Annotated in this window: 14 protein-coding genes; 9 read left to right on the plus strand and 5 right to left on the minus strand. The window is 71.2% G+C overall.

Annotated features, from left to right (window positions below):
• Nucleotides 1-40 precede the first annotated feature (40 nt).
• Complete coding sequence (locus AB0M08_RS03785; protein WP_364487851.1) at nucleotides 41-1,702, plus strand: sulfatase-like hydrolase/transferase; 1,662 nt, start codon at nucleotides 41-43, stop codon at nucleotides 1,700-1,702.
• A gap of 128 nt (nucleotides 1,703-1,830) precedes the next feature.
• Here the strand turns inward: AB0M08_RS03785 and AB0M08_RS03790 are convergent, their stop codons facing one another.
• Nucleotides 1,831-2,394: a DUF1684 domain-containing protein gene (locus tag AB0M08_RS03790; RefSeq protein WP_364487854.1), complete on the minus strand. Its 564-nt coding sequence runs from the start codon at nucleotides 2,392-2,394 to the stop codon at nucleotides 1,831-1,833.
• Between the two features lie 80 nt (nucleotides 2,395-2,474).
• Here AB0M08_RS03790 and AB0M08_RS03795 point away from each other — a divergent pair, with 80 nt between their 5' ends.
• From AB0M08_RS03795 to AB0M08_RS03825, 7 genes are all read left to right on the plus strand, one after another.
• Entirely contained in the window at nucleotides 2,475-3,458 is a 984-nt protein-coding gene (locus AB0M08_RS03795; protein WP_364487857.1) for a methyltransferase domain-containing protein, read from the plus strand.
• Between the two features lie 64 nt (nucleotides 3,459-3,522).
• Complete coding sequence (locus AB0M08_RS03800) at nucleotides 3,523-4,089, plus strand: Uma2 family endonuclease (protein ID WP_364487860.1); 567 nt, start codon at nucleotides 3,523-3,525, stop codon at nucleotides 4,087-4,089.
• A 17-nt stretch (nucleotides 4,090-4,106) separates the two neighbouring features.
• A complete protein-coding gene (locus tag AB0M08_RS03805) occupies nucleotides 4,107-4,640 on the plus strand; it encodes a hypothetical protein (RefSeq protein WP_364487863.1) in 534 nt (177 codons plus the stop codon).
• Between the two features lie 53 nt (nucleotides 4,641-4,693).
• The gene (locus tag AB0M08_RS03810; protein ID WP_364487866.1) at nucleotides 4,694-5,602 is read left to right on the plus strand and encodes a hypothetical protein; all 909 of its coding nucleotides are present in this window, start codon (nucleotides 4,694-4,696) and stop codon (nucleotides 5,600-5,602) included.
• A gap of 111 nt (nucleotides 5,603-5,713) precedes the next feature.
• Complete coding sequence (locus tag AB0M08_RS03815) at nucleotides 5,714-6,859, plus strand: NAD(+)/NADH kinase (protein WP_364487869.1); 1,146 nt, start codon at nucleotides 5,714-5,716, stop codon at nucleotides 6,857-6,859.
• A gap of 12 nt (nucleotides 6,860-6,871) precedes the next feature.
• Nucleotides 6,872-8,530: an FAD-dependent oxidoreductase gene (locus tag AB0M08_RS03820; protein WP_364487872.1), complete on the plus strand. Its 1,659-nt coding sequence runs from the start codon at nucleotides 6,872-6,874 to the stop codon at nucleotides 8,528-8,530.
• 2 nt (nucleotides 8,531-8,532) lie between these two features.
• Nucleotides 8,533-10,002 (plus strand): ATP-binding protein, encoded by a 1,470-nt coding sequence (locus AB0M08_RS03825; protein WP_364487874.1) that lies wholly within the window; start codon nucleotides 8,533-8,535, stop codon nucleotides 10,000-10,002.
• Between the two features lie 31 nt (nucleotides 10,003-10,033).
• On the opposite strand, the gene AB0M08_RS03830 is transcribed toward AB0M08_RS03825, so the two are convergent.
• The 4 genes from AB0M08_RS03830 to AB0M08_RS03845 form a co-directional block, all read right to left on the minus strand.
• Nucleotides 10,034-10,906 carry a class I SAM-dependent methyltransferase gene (locus tag AB0M08_RS03830; RefSeq protein ID WP_364487877.1) on the minus strand — a complete coding sequence of 291 codons (873 nt, stop codon included), beginning with the start codon at nucleotides 10,904-10,906 and terminating at the stop codon, nucleotides 10,034-10,036.
• Nucleotides 10,907-11,023: 117 nt separating this feature from the next.
• Nucleotides 11,024-11,524, minus strand: a complete 501-nt coding sequence (locus tag AB0M08_RS03835; RefSeq protein WP_364487880.1) for a DinB family protein — start codon at nucleotides 11,522-11,524, stop codon at nucleotides 11,024-11,026.
• Between the two features lie 4 nt (nucleotides 11,525-11,528).
• Nucleotides 11,529-12,278 (minus strand): hypothetical protein, encoded by a 750-nt coding sequence (locus tag AB0M08_RS03840; protein WP_364487883.1) that lies wholly within the window; start codon nucleotides 12,276-12,278, stop codon nucleotides 11,529-11,531.
• A 10-nt stretch (nucleotides 12,279-12,288) separates the two neighbouring features.
• A complete protein-coding gene (locus tag AB0M08_RS03845; RefSeq protein WP_364487886.1) occupies nucleotides 12,289-13,635 on the minus strand; it encodes an MFS transporter in 1,347 nt (448 codons plus the stop codon).
• A 154-nt stretch (nucleotides 13,636-13,789) separates the two neighbouring features.
• Here AB0M08_RS03845 and AB0M08_RS03850 point away from each other — a divergent pair, with 154 nt between their 5' ends.
• Complete coding sequence (locus tag AB0M08_RS03850) at nucleotides 13,790-14,623, plus strand: Clp protease N-terminal domain-containing protein (protein ID WP_364487889.1); 834 nt, start codon at nucleotides 13,790-13,792, stop codon at nucleotides 14,621-14,623.
• Nucleotides 14,624-14,753 lie beyond the last annotated feature (130 nt).

The following is a 14,753-nucleotide window of genomic DNA, read 5'->3' on the forward strand; positions in this document are numbered from 1 at the left end:
TGGTCGAACCCCCGGCGTCGCCCTGGCGTATGAAGATGACGTGAGCCCACGCAAGCTGATACGCCGGTCCGTCCGTCATCTGACCACGGGATTCGCCGCGATTCTGGTCTTCCTCGCCCTCGTCGTTCCCGACCAGATCACCCGGCTGCCGCCCGGCAACAGTTGGCACACCGCTCTCGTCCGTCTCCCGATCGAGGGACTGATCGCCGGGGCCGTCCTGCTGCTCCTGCCGCGCCGGCGCCGGATCCGCTCGATCGCCGCCGCGAGCCTCGGGATGATCCTCGGACTGCTCACCGTGATCAAGCTGGTCGACATCGGGTTCTTCGCGGTGCTGGCCCGGCGCTTCGACCCGGTGCTCGACTGGGTGCTCTTCGACGACGGATTCAACTTCCTGATCGACTCGATCGGCAAGCCCTCGGCCATCGGCGTCGCGGCCGGCGCGATCCTCCTCGCGGTCGGCCTGATCGCCGGGATGACCTGGGCCTTCCTCCGGCTGACCACGGTGGCGAACGGTCACCGCCGGTGGGCCTGGGGTGGGCTCGGCGCGGCCGGTGCCGCCTGGATCGCCCTGTTCGCGATGAGCTACCAGCTGATCGGTGGCATCCCGGTCGCCGCGCACAGCGCCGCCGACCTGGCCCGGGACACCGCGCTCGCGTTGCCCAAGGACCTCGCCGACAAGCGGAAGTTCGCCGCCGAGGTGCAGGTCGACGCGTTCCGGGACCGGCCCGCCGACCAGGTGCTCACCGCGCTGCGCGGCAACGACGTGCTGGTCTCGTTCGTGGAGAGCTACGGCCGGGACGCGATCGAGAACCCGGCCTTCAACTCCCAGGTGGTCACCGCGCTCGCCGCCGGCGACAAGAAGCTCACCGCCGCCGGGTTCTCCGCCCGCAGCGGCTGGCTCACCTCGTCGACCGCGGGCGGCGGCAGCTGGCTCGCCCACTCGACGTTCCTCTCCGGCCTCTGGATCAACAACGAGCAGCGGTACCGGAGTCTCATGGCCACCGACCGGATGACCCTGACAAAAGCATTTAAAAGCGCAGGTTTCCGTACGGTCGGCGTCGAGCCCGGCGTCACCTACGCCTGGCCCGAGGCCGAGTTCTACGGCTACGACCAGGTCTACGACTCGCACACGCTGGACTACCACGGCCCGTCGTTCAGCTGGTCGACCATGCCGGACCAGTACGTGATGTCGCAGTTCCAGAAGTTCGAGTACGCCCGGACCGGCCGCGGCTCCCTGCTCGCCGAGATCACCCTGACCTCCAGCCACACCCCGTGGGCCCCGGTCCCCACCATGATCGACTGGGACCAGCTCGGCGACGGCAGCGTGTACGGCCCGATGGTGGCGAGCGCCGAGAAGTCCACCAAGATCTGGCAGGACGACGCCCGGATCCAGCACGAGTACGCCCGCTCGATCGCGTACTCGGTGGACAGCCTGGTCGACTACGTCGCCAAGTACGGTGACGACAACCTGGTGATGGTCTTCCTCGGTGACCACCAGCCCGCCTCGGTCGTGGTCGGCCAGAACGCCAGCCACGACGTGCCGATCACCATCGTCGCCAAGGACCCGAAGGTGCTGGACCGGATCACGTCCTGGGGCTGGACCAGCAGCATCCAGCCGGCCGCGGCCGCCCCGGTCTGGCGGATGGACACCTTCCGCGACAAGTTCCTGACCGCTTTCGGTCCCGACGGCGAGGCCCACTGACGCCTTCGCCCGCCGCGCTCCCGCCCTTGCCTGCCGGGCTCCGCTCGCCACGCTCTGATTCCGCCGCCTGAAGAACCGGCCGGTTGTCGTGTTGCCGCACGCCAACCGGCCGGTCAGGTTCGGTCAGGCTAGCGGTACGTGAGCTCCCCGGCCCGCAGCGGCACGCCCAGCCTGTTCTCCGGCGGCGCGAGCGGGCACGCCCAGCGGTCGTCGTACGCGCAACTGGGGTTGTAGAGGTAGTTGAAGTCGAGCCTCACCCGGTCCCCGCCGAGCCATTCCAGACCCCGCCCGTGGGTGCCCTTGACGGTGTCGGTGAGATAGCGCCCGCCGCCGTAGGACTCGTCCCCGCAGGTCGTGTCCTGCACCGGCAGGAAGAGCCCACCCCCGTAGGCCGCGATCCACCAGAGCGTGAGCTCCCCGAACGGCGTCTCCAGGATCCCGGTACGCCGGTACGCGATCACCCCGTCCGGCCCGCCGGTGTCGATCGAGAGCTCCCCCTCCGCCGCCCTGACCCGCGCCTCCACGATCGCGTCCGGGTTCTCCGGGAAGTACCGCAGCCCGCCCTTGACCGGCGCCTGCGGATGCCGCGCGAACAGCTCATCCCGCCGCTTGCGGAAGTCCTCCAGGTCCGTCGCGTCCTGATACATCCGCGCGACGCGGGCCCGGTAATCGGCCAGTTCGAGTGCTTCCATGCCTCGAACGCTAGACAAGCGTCCCCCTCGCTCGCGCATGAGTGAAACGTTGCGCACGTCACACCCCCGGCGGCATCCTGATGGGCGTGCCGGAACGCATCACCGAAGTGACCGCCCTGCTCGCCGAGGTCCTGGCGCCACGCGCCCCCCTCACGGTGATCGTCGACGGCGGCGACCCGGGTGCCGCCGCGGCCTTCGCCTCCCGCCTGGCCGCCGCCTTCCCGGCCTCGTCCCGCGCGTGGAGCATCGACGCCGTGCTCGGCCTGACCGGTCCGGGCCCCGGCGGTTTCGACTCCGCACTCAACGTCCTGGAGCCCGCCACCGACCAGGTCCTGGTCTACCTCCGCGGCGGCCCCCGTCACCGTTTCGCCGAGGGCGACGGCGAGCGCCGGGCCCAGATCGTGATCGACACCCGCGACCCCGACTGGCCGGTGATCCGCCACATCCACCCGTCCCTGGCCCCCGCCGACTGGTGGTACCTCTCCGAGAGCCGCGCCTTCTTCGCCGCCAAGGCCGCCACCTGGGACACGAAGTTCGGCGACGACCTCCCGGCCTACACCGAGGCGGTGCGCCTGGCCGGTGTCCGCCCCGGCGACATCGCCGTCGACGTCGGCTGCGGCACCGGCCGCGCCCTCCCGGCCCTGTCCGCCGCCGTCGGCCCGTCCGGCCGCGCCCTGGGCCTGGACTTCACCCCGGCGATGCTGACCGAGGCCCACCGCGCCGGCCGCGGCACCTGCGCCACCCTCCTGCTGGCCGACGCCCGCCGCCTGCCGCTCGCCACCGCCGCGGCCGACGTCATCTTCGCCGCGGGCCTGGTCCACCACCTCCCGGACCCTCTCGCGGGCCTGACCGAGCTGGCCCGCGTGACCCGTCCCGGCGGCCGCCTGGCCATCTTCCACCCGATCGGCCGCGCCCAGCTGGCGGCCCGGCACGGCCGCGCCCTGCGCCCCGGCGAGCCCTTGGACGAGGACCAGCTCACCGTTTCACTGTCCGCTTCCGGCTGGAAGCTGGACGGCTACGAGGACACCCCGGCCCGCTTCCTGGCCCTCGCCACCCGTATCTAGGCAGTTAACTAGCGGGAGGGGCATGAAAGAGTCGTCCCAACCGCAAGGGGAGGTGGGTTCTCCGATGAGCGTCGCCGTAACCGGCCACATCGGCCCGTGGACCGAGTCCGACTACCTTGCACTCGGCGAGACGGGCGACCGTGTCGAACTCGTTGATGGGACGTTGTGGGTGAGCCCGGCAGCGAGCAAACGGCACCAACGGATCTCCTATCGTCTGATGCAGGCGATCGAGCCGGCCGCCGACGCAGTCGGCCTATCCGCCTTCGAGGCGATCAACATCCGGCTGCAGGCCGGCCGCATCGTCATCCCTGACCTGGTGGTTGCCGATACCGACGACGAGGGCTCTGTCACCGATGCCGGCGAGGTCGTCCTGGTCGCCGAGATCGTCTCCCCGTCCAACGCCGGCACCGACCGCGTCACCACGATGCACCTCTACGCCGCCGCCCGCATCGGTTGGTACCTCCTCGTCGAGCCCGGCGGCCCGTCTTCCGTCACCCTGCGCCTGTACGGTCTTGAGGGCACCCACTATGTCGAGAAGGCCGTGGCCGCCGACGGCGAGATCCTTTCCGCCGACGTTCCGTTCCCCTTTGCCGTCGACACCACACCTCTGGTCCGTCGGCCCCGGAGCTGAGCGATACCGTGAGTCCATTGCCGGAATTCGAGGCGAAAACCGGGTTTCTCCCGCCCGGGCGGTATGCGGCTTCGCTTGACGAACTGCACGAACGGTTCGTGGAGTCCGCGGGCTCGAATGTCCGACGCGAGATCTGGGACGAGTGGGCGATCCATCGGACGCTGGTCGAATGTCTCGCAGGTGCCATCGCGCGGATGTGGGTCGGAGGTAGCTTCGTCAGCGAGAAGACGGAACCGGGCGACGTCGATGTGACGTACCTGCTGCCTGCGCAGAATCATGACCGTCTTGACCGTGACACGCTTGCCGGCCTCGATGACCTTGCCGAGCGCGGGTGGTGCGTGGCGCGCGGCATGCGTGTGGACGCCTACCTGATCCGGCTTCCCGAGGCGATGCCGGTCTCGCAGATGCTTCCGAGGTTGTTGACCCCGCACGCCAGCGGGTCGTTCCGGGACATCGGGCTCTACGATGAATTCTGGCAGTGCATCAAGCCGGCGGCCGTGAACGACACTCCGGGCGACAAGCGTCGAGGATACGTGGAGGTGTTGCTGTGACACCGAACGTTCCTATGCCTGATCCGTCGGACAGGGATGCCGTTCTGCGGTGGATGAAACAGATCAGAGATTCCCACCCGCACGAAATGCGTGAATACCCGGCTACCCCCGAAGAGTTCGCGGCGGTTCAGCGCCGTCGGTTGTTGCAGGCAGCCGGGGCGGACGTGAGGGAGGACGACAGGCGGCGGATCGACGTCGCCCTGACCGGATCGGTGACGGTGGATCACGTCGTCGGCCTGGCGACGCTGGGTCCGTTTCTTACCAACTTTCAGGAGTCGGTGTCCGCGGTGGCGCAGGCCCTCTCGGGGCGGCCCACCAATTCCGCGGCGATTCCGCGTGAGATTCGTGACGCCACGGTTCTCAGTGCGGCGGCCATTTTCCCGTCGTCGTTCGGGCTGACCATTTTTGGTCCGCCGGTGGAACCGGAAACGGAGTCGGCGGGGGTCAGCCGGGTGATCCTGGACGAAGCCGTGGAGAAGTTGCTCGCGATCATCGACATCTCCGAGGGCGGCGACTTGACCGACGAGTTGCTGACGGAGCAGTTGGTGCCGCTCGGGCCCCGGTCGATAAAACACATCAGGGCGTTGACCGCCGGCCTCGACGGCGCTGGTGTCGGTGTGCGGGTCTCGTGGCACGTGCCCGGCACGCGGGTACGACGAAGCGTCTGGACCGGTCCGGGTGTGCAAAGAGTTCGTTTTCTGTGCGAGCACAGCGAATTCGACGAGGTGGAGACGATCCCCGTGACGGGACTGCTGGTATCTGCCAGCTCCCTCCGGGGAAGGATCGAGATCAGAACCGACAGCGGCGACGTCATCCAGGCCGTCACCGGCGACGAGCTGACGGCGCAACTCGGCAGGTATTTCGACAAGCGTGTCACCGCCGATGTCGAGGTCACGAGCGTCACGTTCGCCGGTGGCCGGGAGCACAGAATCCATTCCGTCCAGGAGCTGCGCCTCGCTTGACCCGGGGATGAGCCGACGTGTGCTCTGCCACGGTCGTGGCGGTCGTCGATTGTCATGTCGGCGTGGGAGGCTGCGTAGCGGAGTTGCGGCCGGAGGGGGAGCGTCGTGGGCATGGTCAAAGTGGTCGGGCTCGTGCTGCATCCGCGGCGGGACTGCGGGTCGGCCGTCGACACCATCGTGAGCTGGGCGGCGGCGCGGGGCGTCACCGTTCTCGGGCTGCCGGAGGAGATCACCCGGATCGACTGCAGCGCGGTGCCGGTCGGGCCGCAGGAGATGGTCGAGCGCGCCGGGCTGCTGGTCAGCCTGGGCGGCGACGGCACCATGCTGCGGACGATGCGCCTGGTCGAGGGGCACAAGACGCCCGTGCTGGGGGTGAACGTCGGGCGGCTGGGCTTCCTCGCCGAGGTCGACCTGCCCGATCTGAAGGAGTCGCTCTCCGCGATCGACGAGCACCGCTACACCATCGAGCCGCGGACGGCGGTGCGGACCACGCTGCCGGACGGGCGGCAGGTGACCGCGTTCAACGACATCGCGCTGGTGCGGGTGCCGGGGCACGGGCTGGCCGCGGTCGGGATCCGGGTCGAGGGGAAGCGGTTCGTCAACTATGCGGCCGACGCCGTGCTGGTCGCCACGCCGACCGGGTCGACGGCGTACAGCTTCTCGGCGGGCGGGCCGATCGTCTCGCCGAACGTGCAGGGGCTGATCGTCAGCGCGGCCGCGGCGCACTCGTCGTTCAACCGGTCGCTGGTGCTGGACACCTCCGAGCACCTCTGCCTGGAGGTGCTGCCGACGAGCGGACGGCTGGCGATCGAGGTGGACGGGATCATCGAGGGGTACGCCGAGCCGGGCGCGGCCCTGGAGATCGAGTCGCTGACCGACGCGGCCCAGGTGATCCGGTTCGGGCGGACGACGTTCTACGAGCGCGCCCGCCGCAAGCTGCGGGTCGAGGGGAGCGCCCAGGCCGGCGACCACGACGCGTCGGCCGCCGTGGTGGTCGACAGCTTCGAGCACCAGCGGTACGAGATCCTGCTCGGCGGCGAGGTGGCCGGGATGCTGCACTACCGGCGCCACGACGACCGGGTCGAACTGCTGCACACCGAGGTCGACCAGGCGTTCTCCGGTCGCGGGCTGGCCGGCCGGCTGGCCTCCGCGGCGCTCGCCGACGCGCGGTCCCGGAAGACGCCGGTCGTCGCCGAGTGCCCGTTCGTGGCCGGCTATCTGGAACGCCACCCCGAGTTCACCGACCTTTCGAGCTGAGGAGCCGAGACCATGGGCCAACCCGCGATCCTCACCGTCGACGACGACCCCTCGGTCTCCCGTGCCATCGCGCGTGACCTGCGCCGCCGGTACGGCGACCGGTACCGGATCATCCGGGCCTCCGGCGCCGCCGAGGCGCTCGACGTGCTCCGCGAGCTCAAGCTGCGCGGCGGCCGGGTCGCCGTGATGCTGGCCGACTACCGGATGCCCCAGATGAACGGCATCGAGTTCCTGGAGCAGGCGATGGACCTGTTCCCGCACGCCCGCCGGGCCCTGCTCACCGCGTACGCGGACACCGACGCCGCGATCCAGGCGATCAACGTGGTCGACGTCGACCACTACCTGCTCAAGCCCTGGGACCCGCCGGAGGAGAAGCTCTACCCGGTGCTCGACGCGCTGCTCGACGCGTGGCAGGCGACCGGCGACACCGAGCTGCCGGACATCCGGGTGGTCGGCCACCGGTGGAGCGAGCCGTCGTTCCAGATCCGGGACTTCCTGGCGCGCAACCTCGTACCGTACAAATATTTCGGCGCCGATGAGCCGGAGGGGCGCCGCCTGATGGAGGCGGCAGACGCCGGGCCCGAATCGATCCCGCTGGTGGTGACCGCGGACGGGCGTGCGATGACCCGGCCGAGCGTGCAGCAGGTGGCGGAGGCCGCCGGTCTCTCCACCAGCCCGGGGCGCGACTTCTACGACCTGGTCATCGTGGGCGGCGGCCCGGCCGGTCTGGGCGCGGCGGTCTACGGCGGCTCGGAGGGCCTCAAGACGCTGCTGATCGAGCGGCAGGCGGTCGGTGGCCAGGCGGGCCAGAGCTCCCGGATCGAGAACTACCTGGGTTTCCCGGACGGTATCTCCGGCGCCCAGCTCACCGACCGGGCCCGGCGCCAGTCGGAGAAGTTCGCCGCCGAGACGCTGAACACCCGCGCGGTGGTGGGCCTGCGCACCGACGGCTCGGCCCGGACGCTGGTCCTCGACGACGGCCGGGAGATCTCCTCGCACGCGATCCTGCTGGCCACCGGGGTGTCGTACCGCCCGCTGGTCGCCGACGGCGTGGACGGCCTGACCGGGTCGGGGGTCTTCTACGGCTCGGCGAGCACCGAGGGCCCGGCCTGTTCCGGCAGCGACGTCTACATCGTCGGCGGGGCGAACTCGGCCGGGCAGGCGGCGCTCTTCTTCGCGAAGTACGCCCGCCGGGTCACGCTGCTGGTCCGCGGCGACTCGCTGGAGTCGTCGATGTCGTACTACCTGATCCAGCAGCTGGCCCAGGTCGCCAACATCGAGGTGCGGACCCGGTGCGAGGTGATCGGCGCGCACGGCGAAGGCCACCTGCAGGCGATCACCATCTGTGACAGCAAGGACGGCACCCGGGCGAAGGTCGAGTGCGGCTACCTCTTCGTCTTCATCGGGGCCGAGCCGCGCACCGACTGGCTCGGCGACGCGGTGGACCGGGACGAGAAGGGCTTCGTGCGGACCGGTTCGGATCTGCTGACGAACGGGGCGCGCCCGCGGGGATGGGATCGCGAGCGGGATCCGTTCTACCTGGAGAGCAGTGTTCCCGGCATCTTCGCCGCCGGCGACGTCCGGGCCAACTCGATCAAGCGGGTGGCCTCGGCGGTCGGCGAAGGGGCGATGGCCGTCGCACTGGTGCATCGTTACCTGGAGGCGCAGTAGCCATGACCGTCGAATCCGAAGAGATCCGCCTGGAGCCCTGTGAGCCGGGCCGGCTCACCATCGGCGAGCTGCGGACGCTGTTCCTCTTCGAGAAGCTCAGCGACGACCAGCTGACCTGGATCGCCGAGCACGGCTGCACGATGCGGGTGCCCGGCGGCGGCCTGGTGCTCCGCGAGGGCGATCCGGCCGACTCGTTCTTCATCCTGCTCACCGGCACGATCGCGCTCACCCGCCGGGTCGGCGACGACGACGTCCAGACGGTCCGCACCGAGCAGCGCGGCGTGTACATGGGCGCGACCAACGCGTACCTGCGCGACGACGGCGTACCGCGGAAGTACATGGGCTCGATGCGCGCCCTCTCCGACTCCGAGTTCTTCGTGCTCTCCGCCGCCGACTTCGGGTGGCTGATGCGCGAGTGGTTCCCGATGGCGATCCACCTGCTGGAGGGCCTGGCGCTGGGGATGCGCAACTCGCAGGCGGCGATCGGCGAGCGGCAGCGGCTGCAGGCGCTCGGCGCGCTCTCGGCCGGCCTGATGCACGAGCTGAACAACCCGGCCGCGGCCGCCTCCCGGGCCACCGGGGCGCTGCGCGAGCGGGTCGCCGGGATGCGGATGAAGCTCGGCAAGCTGGCCAAGGGGAAGGTGCCGCCGGACCGCCTGATCGCCCTGCTCAACCTCCAGGAGGAGGTGATCGAGCGGGCCGCGAAGGCGCCGGTGCGCACCGCGATGCAGATCGCCGACCTGGAGGACGAGCTCGGCGACTGGATGGACGAGCACGACGTCACCGGCGGCTGGGACGTCGCCCCGGTCTTCGCCCAGGGCGGCATCGACACCGACTGCCTCACCGAGATCGAGTCCCGGCTGGAGTCGCCGGAGCTGCTCGACCAGGCCATCCACTGGATCGGGTACGCGCTCGAGACCGAGCAGCTGATGAGCGACATCGAGGACGCCACCGGCCGGGTGTCGTCGCTGGTCAACGCCGCGAAGCAGTATTCGCACCTGGACCGGGCCGCGCACCAGTGGATCGACGTGCACGGCGGCCTGGACAGCACGCTGGTGATGCTCTCCCACAAGATCGGCGACGGGGTCCGGGTGGTCAAGGAGTACGACCGCTCGCTGCCCCAGGTCCCGGTCCACCCGGCCGAGCTCAACCAGGTCTGGACCAACCTGATCGACAACGCGGTCCAGGCGATGTCCGGCGCGGGCACGCTGACCATCCGCACGTACCGCGAGGACGACCGGGTGGTCGTCTCGGTCGGCGACACCGGTCCGGGCATGTCCGAGGAGATCAGGAAGCGCGTCTTCGAGCCGTTCTTCACCACCAAGCCGGTCGGCGAGGGCACCGGCCTGGGCCTGGACATCTCCTACCGGATCGTGGTCAACGGTCACGGCGGCGACATCTCGGTGCAGTCCCGGCCGGGCGACACCCGCTTCCTGGTGCGGCTTCCGCTGAGCGAGCCCGCTTCCGCTTAGATCCTTCTCCCGTACGCCGTGAGCAGCGCGGTCACACGGCGCGGTCGGCGACCACCACGCGACCCGAGGTCAGGGACGTGACGTTGGCCGGGGGCAGGTCCAGGCTCCCGGCCAGCTCCAGCAGGCTGGCGTCCCGGGCCACGGCGAAGCCCTCGGCGCCGAGCAGCCGGGCCATCGCTGCCGGCTTCCACATCGAGCGCCACGGCTCCTGCGCCCACGGGTTGGCCCGCCCGGTGGTGGACGCCATCGCCCGGACGACCCACCGCCCGAGCGTCCCGCGCAGCGAGGGCGCCTGGTAGTTCACCACCAGCCGGCTGCCGCCCGCCGAGCGGGCCGCGACCGCGCGGACCGTGGCGCGGACCTGCGCCGGGGTCAGGTAGGGGACCACGCCCTCCCAGATCCAGGTGGTGGGGAGGTCGGCGCGGTGCCCGGCCTTCTCCAGCGCCTCGCCGAGGTCGTCCCGCCCGAAGTCGACCGGGACGTAGACCGGCGGCGTGCCGTCGAGTCCGGCCGCGCGGGAGATCTTGTCCTGCTGGGAGGCGGGCTGATCGACCTCGAAGACCGGGACGTCGCCCAGCTCCGGCATCCGCCAGGCTCGCGAGTCCAGCCCGGCCCCGAGCACCACGACCTGGTGACCGGGGCGCTCCCGGACCGCGTCGTCGATCGCCACGGTGCGGGGCACCATCATCTCGGCGCAGCCCCGGGCGGACTCGTACTCGACCCGGTCGGCCCACTCGGTGGGTGGGGTCTCGTCGCGGGCCCAGCGCACCGGCCGTTGCTCGTCGGGGAGCAGCAGATCGATGGCGACGGGGTCGGAGAACCGGCCCGGCGCGATGCGTTCGTCCGCTGTCGCCCGTCCTTGACAGACGATGACCGCCGTCCGGCTGGCCCTGTACCCGGTCATCCCCCGACCTTCGGCCTATCCGGGCGACGGCTCGCCGCCCCACTTGCGCTCGATGCTAGTGCCGGTTCACGCCGGGCACCGCTGACACATGTCACCCCTCATCGATCGATTCCCGCATCAGAGCAGGCCCCTGAGGTACGCCGCCTGCGCCGCGTGCTGGGCGTCGTCGTCGTAGATGCTGACCAGCCGGACGCCGGCGGTGACCGGGGGATCCCAGTTCCGGTCCACCACCCGGTCCAGCTCGTCCTCGGTGATCCCGGCCAGGTACTCCAGCGTCTTCGCGTGCACCGCGTGGTAGTACTCGATCAGCGCCTCCCGGCTCTCCGGGACGACGGCGGCCACGTCGGCGGGGCTGTGGCCGTACCCGTGGTCGGCCGGGTCGGGCTTGCGGCCGAACCGGCCCGCCCAGTCCCCGGTCAGGTAGACCTGCTCGCCGCCGGTGATGCCGGCGATCTGGGCGTCCTGCACCCGGGCCAGGTGCCAGACCAGCCAGCCGATCGTGTTCGCCCCGGGCTTCGGTGCCCAGAGTAGTTGCTCGGGCGTGAGGTCGCGGACGGCGTCGGCGACCAGTTCGGGCAGCCGGCCGTACGCGTCGATGAGGATGTCCTTGGCGTCCATGCCCCTACTCTGCCGTGCTCTGGCCGGTCACGCCGTCCTGATCCGTGCCCTGTTCACCGGTCTCGCCGGTCTCGGCGCCGCCCCCGGTGTCCCCGGTGGCGGTGGGCTCCGGCTCGGGATCCGTGGCGGTGCCCTCGTCGGCGGGTGCGGTGGTCGCCGTCCCCGTCGTTCCGGTGGTCGCCGTCTCCGCGGGCTCGGTGGCGCCGTCCGTCGCGGTGGCGTCCGGCGTGGGGGAGACGGTCGCGGTGCCCGGCGTCTCGTCCGGGGACGACGACCCGTCGCCGGACCAGTCGAAGATCGTCGGGCTGCCGCCGTGCCGTCCGCTCGTGGCGTCCGCCGCCGAGCGCCCGGCGAGCAGCTCCGCCGTGGTCAGCGTCCCCATCGCCAGCACGAAGAGCGCACCGGCGACCATCGCGATCCGCTTCCACCGGAACCGCTCGACGGGGCCGTGGCGGTCGGCGTCGCGGGACTCACCCGACGGCGGCTCCTGCGCGGCCGCCACCTCGGGCGTGCCGACCGCCGCCGGCGCCGCCATGAACGTCGCCTGCAGCCGTTTGGTGCCCCGGTCCAGGTACCGGTGGTAGATCTCGGTGCCCACCGAGCTGATCAGGCTGGCCACCGCCGCGCCGATCACCGTGCCGGCGACGCCGAGGAACGAGCCGACGACCGCGGCGGAGACCGCGGCCAGGGTGCCGGCGATGGTCTTCGGGACGTCGATGCCGCCCCAGATCCGGGCTTGCGCGTGCTCGGTCATGTGCCCCCTCTCAGTCGCGCCAGCCTTCCCCCTTTACCGTTCGGCTCAGCGCTAAACCGCGTCGCTGTGCGAGCAGCTCCCGCAGCGGGCGTACGACGATGCCTTCTTCCTCCTCCAGACGGCGGCGTGCCAGTCTGCGGCTGCGCAGGATGCCTGCCAGGCCGACCGCCCCGATCAGGAACTGCACCGACATGGCGACCCGGAAGTCGTCGATGTGATAGTCGGCACTGCCGCCGGTTCGGGCGTCCAGGATCAGCCCGATCAGCTCGATGGTCAGCAGCGAGGCGACGAACCCGCCGACGTTGACCACGCCGGTCGCGGCGCCGAGCCGGTGCGGCGGGTTGTTCGTCCGGGCGTAGTCGAACCCGATCATCGAGCCCGGCCCGCCGGTGCCGAGCGCGACCACCAGGAGCACCAGCAGCGGCATCGGCGCCCGCCCCGGCCAGGAGATCACCAGTGCCCAGGCGCCCAGGTTCACCGCGACGACGCCGAGCACCAGCCACGAGCGGCGCAGCGGGAAGCGCTGCACCAGCGTGCCGAGCACCGGGCCGGTGATCATGCCGACCAGCACGAAGAGGGTGAGCAGCGAGCCGGCCCGGGTGCGGGACAGGCCCTCGCCGGCGACCAGGAACGGGATGCCCCACATCAGCGCGAAGGCGGTGCCCGCGAAGGGGGTGCTGAAGTGTGCCCAGAAGCCGAGCCGGGTGCCCGGGTGCCCCCACGCCTCGCGCAGGTCGGTGCCGAGCTTCCGCAGGTTGACCGCGGTGCCGCTGTTGATCCGGCGCTCCGGTGTGTCCCGCAGCGTCGCGAGCGTCACCAGGGCGATGAACACCCCCGAGCCCGCGGCGCTGAGGAACGCGGTGGTCCAGCCGGGTCCCTCCAGCAGGGCGGCGAGGGGTACGGCGGAGATGATCTGGCCGAGCTGCCCGACGAGCCCGGTCAGCTGGGTCAGCACCGGCACCCGGCGCGGGGGGAACCAGTGCGGCACCAGCCGGAGCACGCTGATGAAGGTCATCGCGTCGCCCGCGCCGACCAGCACCCGGGCCAGCGCCGCCCCGGTGATGCCGTCCGCGAACGCCATCAGGGTCTGCCCGGCCGCCATGATCAGCCCACCGCAGACCACCAGCCGCACTGATCCGAACCGGTCGAGCAGCAGTCCGACGGGAATCTGCAGCGCGGCGTAGACGAGCAGCTGAAGCACCGCGAAGCTGGCCAGGGCGCTCGCACCGACGTGGAACCGGTGCTGTGCGTCGAGCCCGGCCACCCCGAGCGAGGTGCGGTGCAGGATCGCGATCGTGTACGCGGCGAGGCCGGCGGCCCACACCGCCCAGGCCCGGGCTCCGGGTCGCAGGGGCATGGTCCGCCTTTCCGTTTTGGGGTTTTTCGCTCAGCCGTTTCCCAGCTTTCTCCGCACGTCGCCGCCCTGCAACGTGCGGATCCTCACTGAGGGATTGGCCACATAACCCCCTTGGGGGTATATGGTGATAACCCCATGTCGAGAGGAGTGGCTCATGCCCAAGATCAACGTCTACCTCCCGGACGATCTGTCCGAGGCGGTCCGCGCCACCGGGGTGCCGGTCTCGGCGATCTGCCAGCGCGCCCTGGAGCAGGCGGTCCGCCGGGTCACCGCGATCCGGGAGACCTCGCTGACCGAGCTCTCCGGTGCCGACCTGGAGGCCGCGTTCCCGCAGATGACCGGCCGTGCCCGCGCGGTGCTGAGCCTCGCCGTCGAACGGGCGGCCGCCGCCGGCTCCGCCTCGGTCGGCACCGCCCACCTGCTCGCCGGGATGATCGCCGAGGGCGGCAATCTGGCCCTGCACGTGCTCCGTGCCATCGAGATCGATTCCGGTCAGCTGATGAGGGAGCTGGACCGCCAGCGCGGCACCGAACCGGCCGATCCCGCCGAGGACGGCGCCGTGCACTTCAGCTTCTCGGCCGCCGCCGCACTGGAGCTCTCGGTCACCGAGGCGACGGGTCTGGGCCACAACTACGTCGGCTGCGAACACCTGCTCCTCGGCCTGGTCGCCGAGCCCGACGGTGCGGCCGGCCACATCCTGCGCGGCGCCGGCGCCGACCCGCGCCTCACCCGTCGCTCGGTCGCCTCCGCCCTGGCCGGCTACGTCCACCTGCGCGCCAACACCGCCGCGGCGCTGACCGTCCCGTCCGCTGCCGGGGGCACCCCGCTCGCCGGCGGCGCACCGGCCGGCGCGCTCTCCGCCGGGGCCGCCCCGGCCGGAGCGGCGCCGGCCGACCCGGCCCGGCTGCTGGCCGCCGCGCTGCAGCCGCTGATCGCCCGGATCGAGCGCCTGGAGCAGCGTCTCCCCGCAGCCCCGGACTCGGAGTGAGATGCGCGCCCGGATCGCCGCCCTCGCGTTCCTGACGCTCCTGGCCACCCTGCTCCCGTTGATCACCTAGGCCCGGCCCCGTGGACCACGTGAATGCGGGGCGGTCCACGAGGCGGGGCCCGGCCCGGCC

Origin of the sequence: Actinoplanes sp. NPDC051851 (assembly GCF_040681165.1) — a bacterium.
GTDB lineage: Bacteria > Actinomycetota > Actinomycetes > Mycobacteriales > Micromonosporaceae > Actinoplanes.

Bases quoted from the DNA above. Each gene is read 5' to 3' on its own strand.
- AB0M08_RS03810 (WP_364487866.1), top strand. From the start codon at position 4,694: ATGAAACAGATCAGAGATTCCCACCCGCACGAAATGCGTGAATACCCG.
- AB0M08_RS03820 (WP_364487872.1), top strand. From the start codon at position 6,872: ATGGGCCAACCCGCGATCCTCACCGTCGACGACGACCCCTCGGTCTCC.
- AB0M08_RS03795 (WP_364487857.1), top strand. From the start codon at position 2,475: ATGGGCGTGCCGGAACGCATCACCGAAGTGACCGCCCTGCTCGCCGAG.
- AB0M08_RS03790 (WP_364487854.1), bottom strand. From the start codon at position 2,394: ATGGAAGCACTCGAACTGGCCGATTACCGGGCCCGCGTCGCGCGGATG.
- AB0M08_RS03825 (WP_364487874.1), top strand. From the start codon at position 8,533: ATGACCGTCGAATCCGAAGAGATCCGCCTGGAGCCCTGTGAGCCGGGC.
- AB0M08_RS03840 (WP_364487883.1), bottom strand. From the start codon at position 12,278: ATGACCGAGCACGCGCAAGCCCGGATCTGGGGCGGCATCGACGTCCCG.
- AB0M08_RS03830 (WP_364487877.1), bottom strand. From the start codon at position 10,906: ATGACCGGGTACAGGGCCAGCCGGACGGCGGTCATCGTCTGTCAAGGA.
- AB0M08_RS03800 (WP_364487860.1), top strand. From the start codon at position 3,523: ATGAGCGTCGCCGTAACCGGCCACATCGGCCCGTGGACCGAGTCCGAC.
- AB0M08_RS03835 (WP_364487880.1), bottom strand. From the start codon at position 11,524: ATGGACGCCAAGGACATCCTCATCGACGCGTACGGCCGGCTGCCCGAA.
- AB0M08_RS03845 (WP_364487886.1), bottom strand. From the start codon at position 13,635: ATGCCCCTGCGACCCGGAGCCCGGGCCTGGGCGGTGTGGGCCGCCGGC.
- AB0M08_RS03815 (WP_364487869.1), top strand. From the start codon at position 5,714: ATGGTCAAAGTGGTCGGGCTCGTGCTGCATCCGCGGCGGGACTGCGGG.
- AB0M08_RS03850 (WP_364487889.1), top strand. From the start codon at position 13,790: ATGCCCAAGATCAACGTCTACCTCCCGGACGATCTGTCCGAGGCGGTC.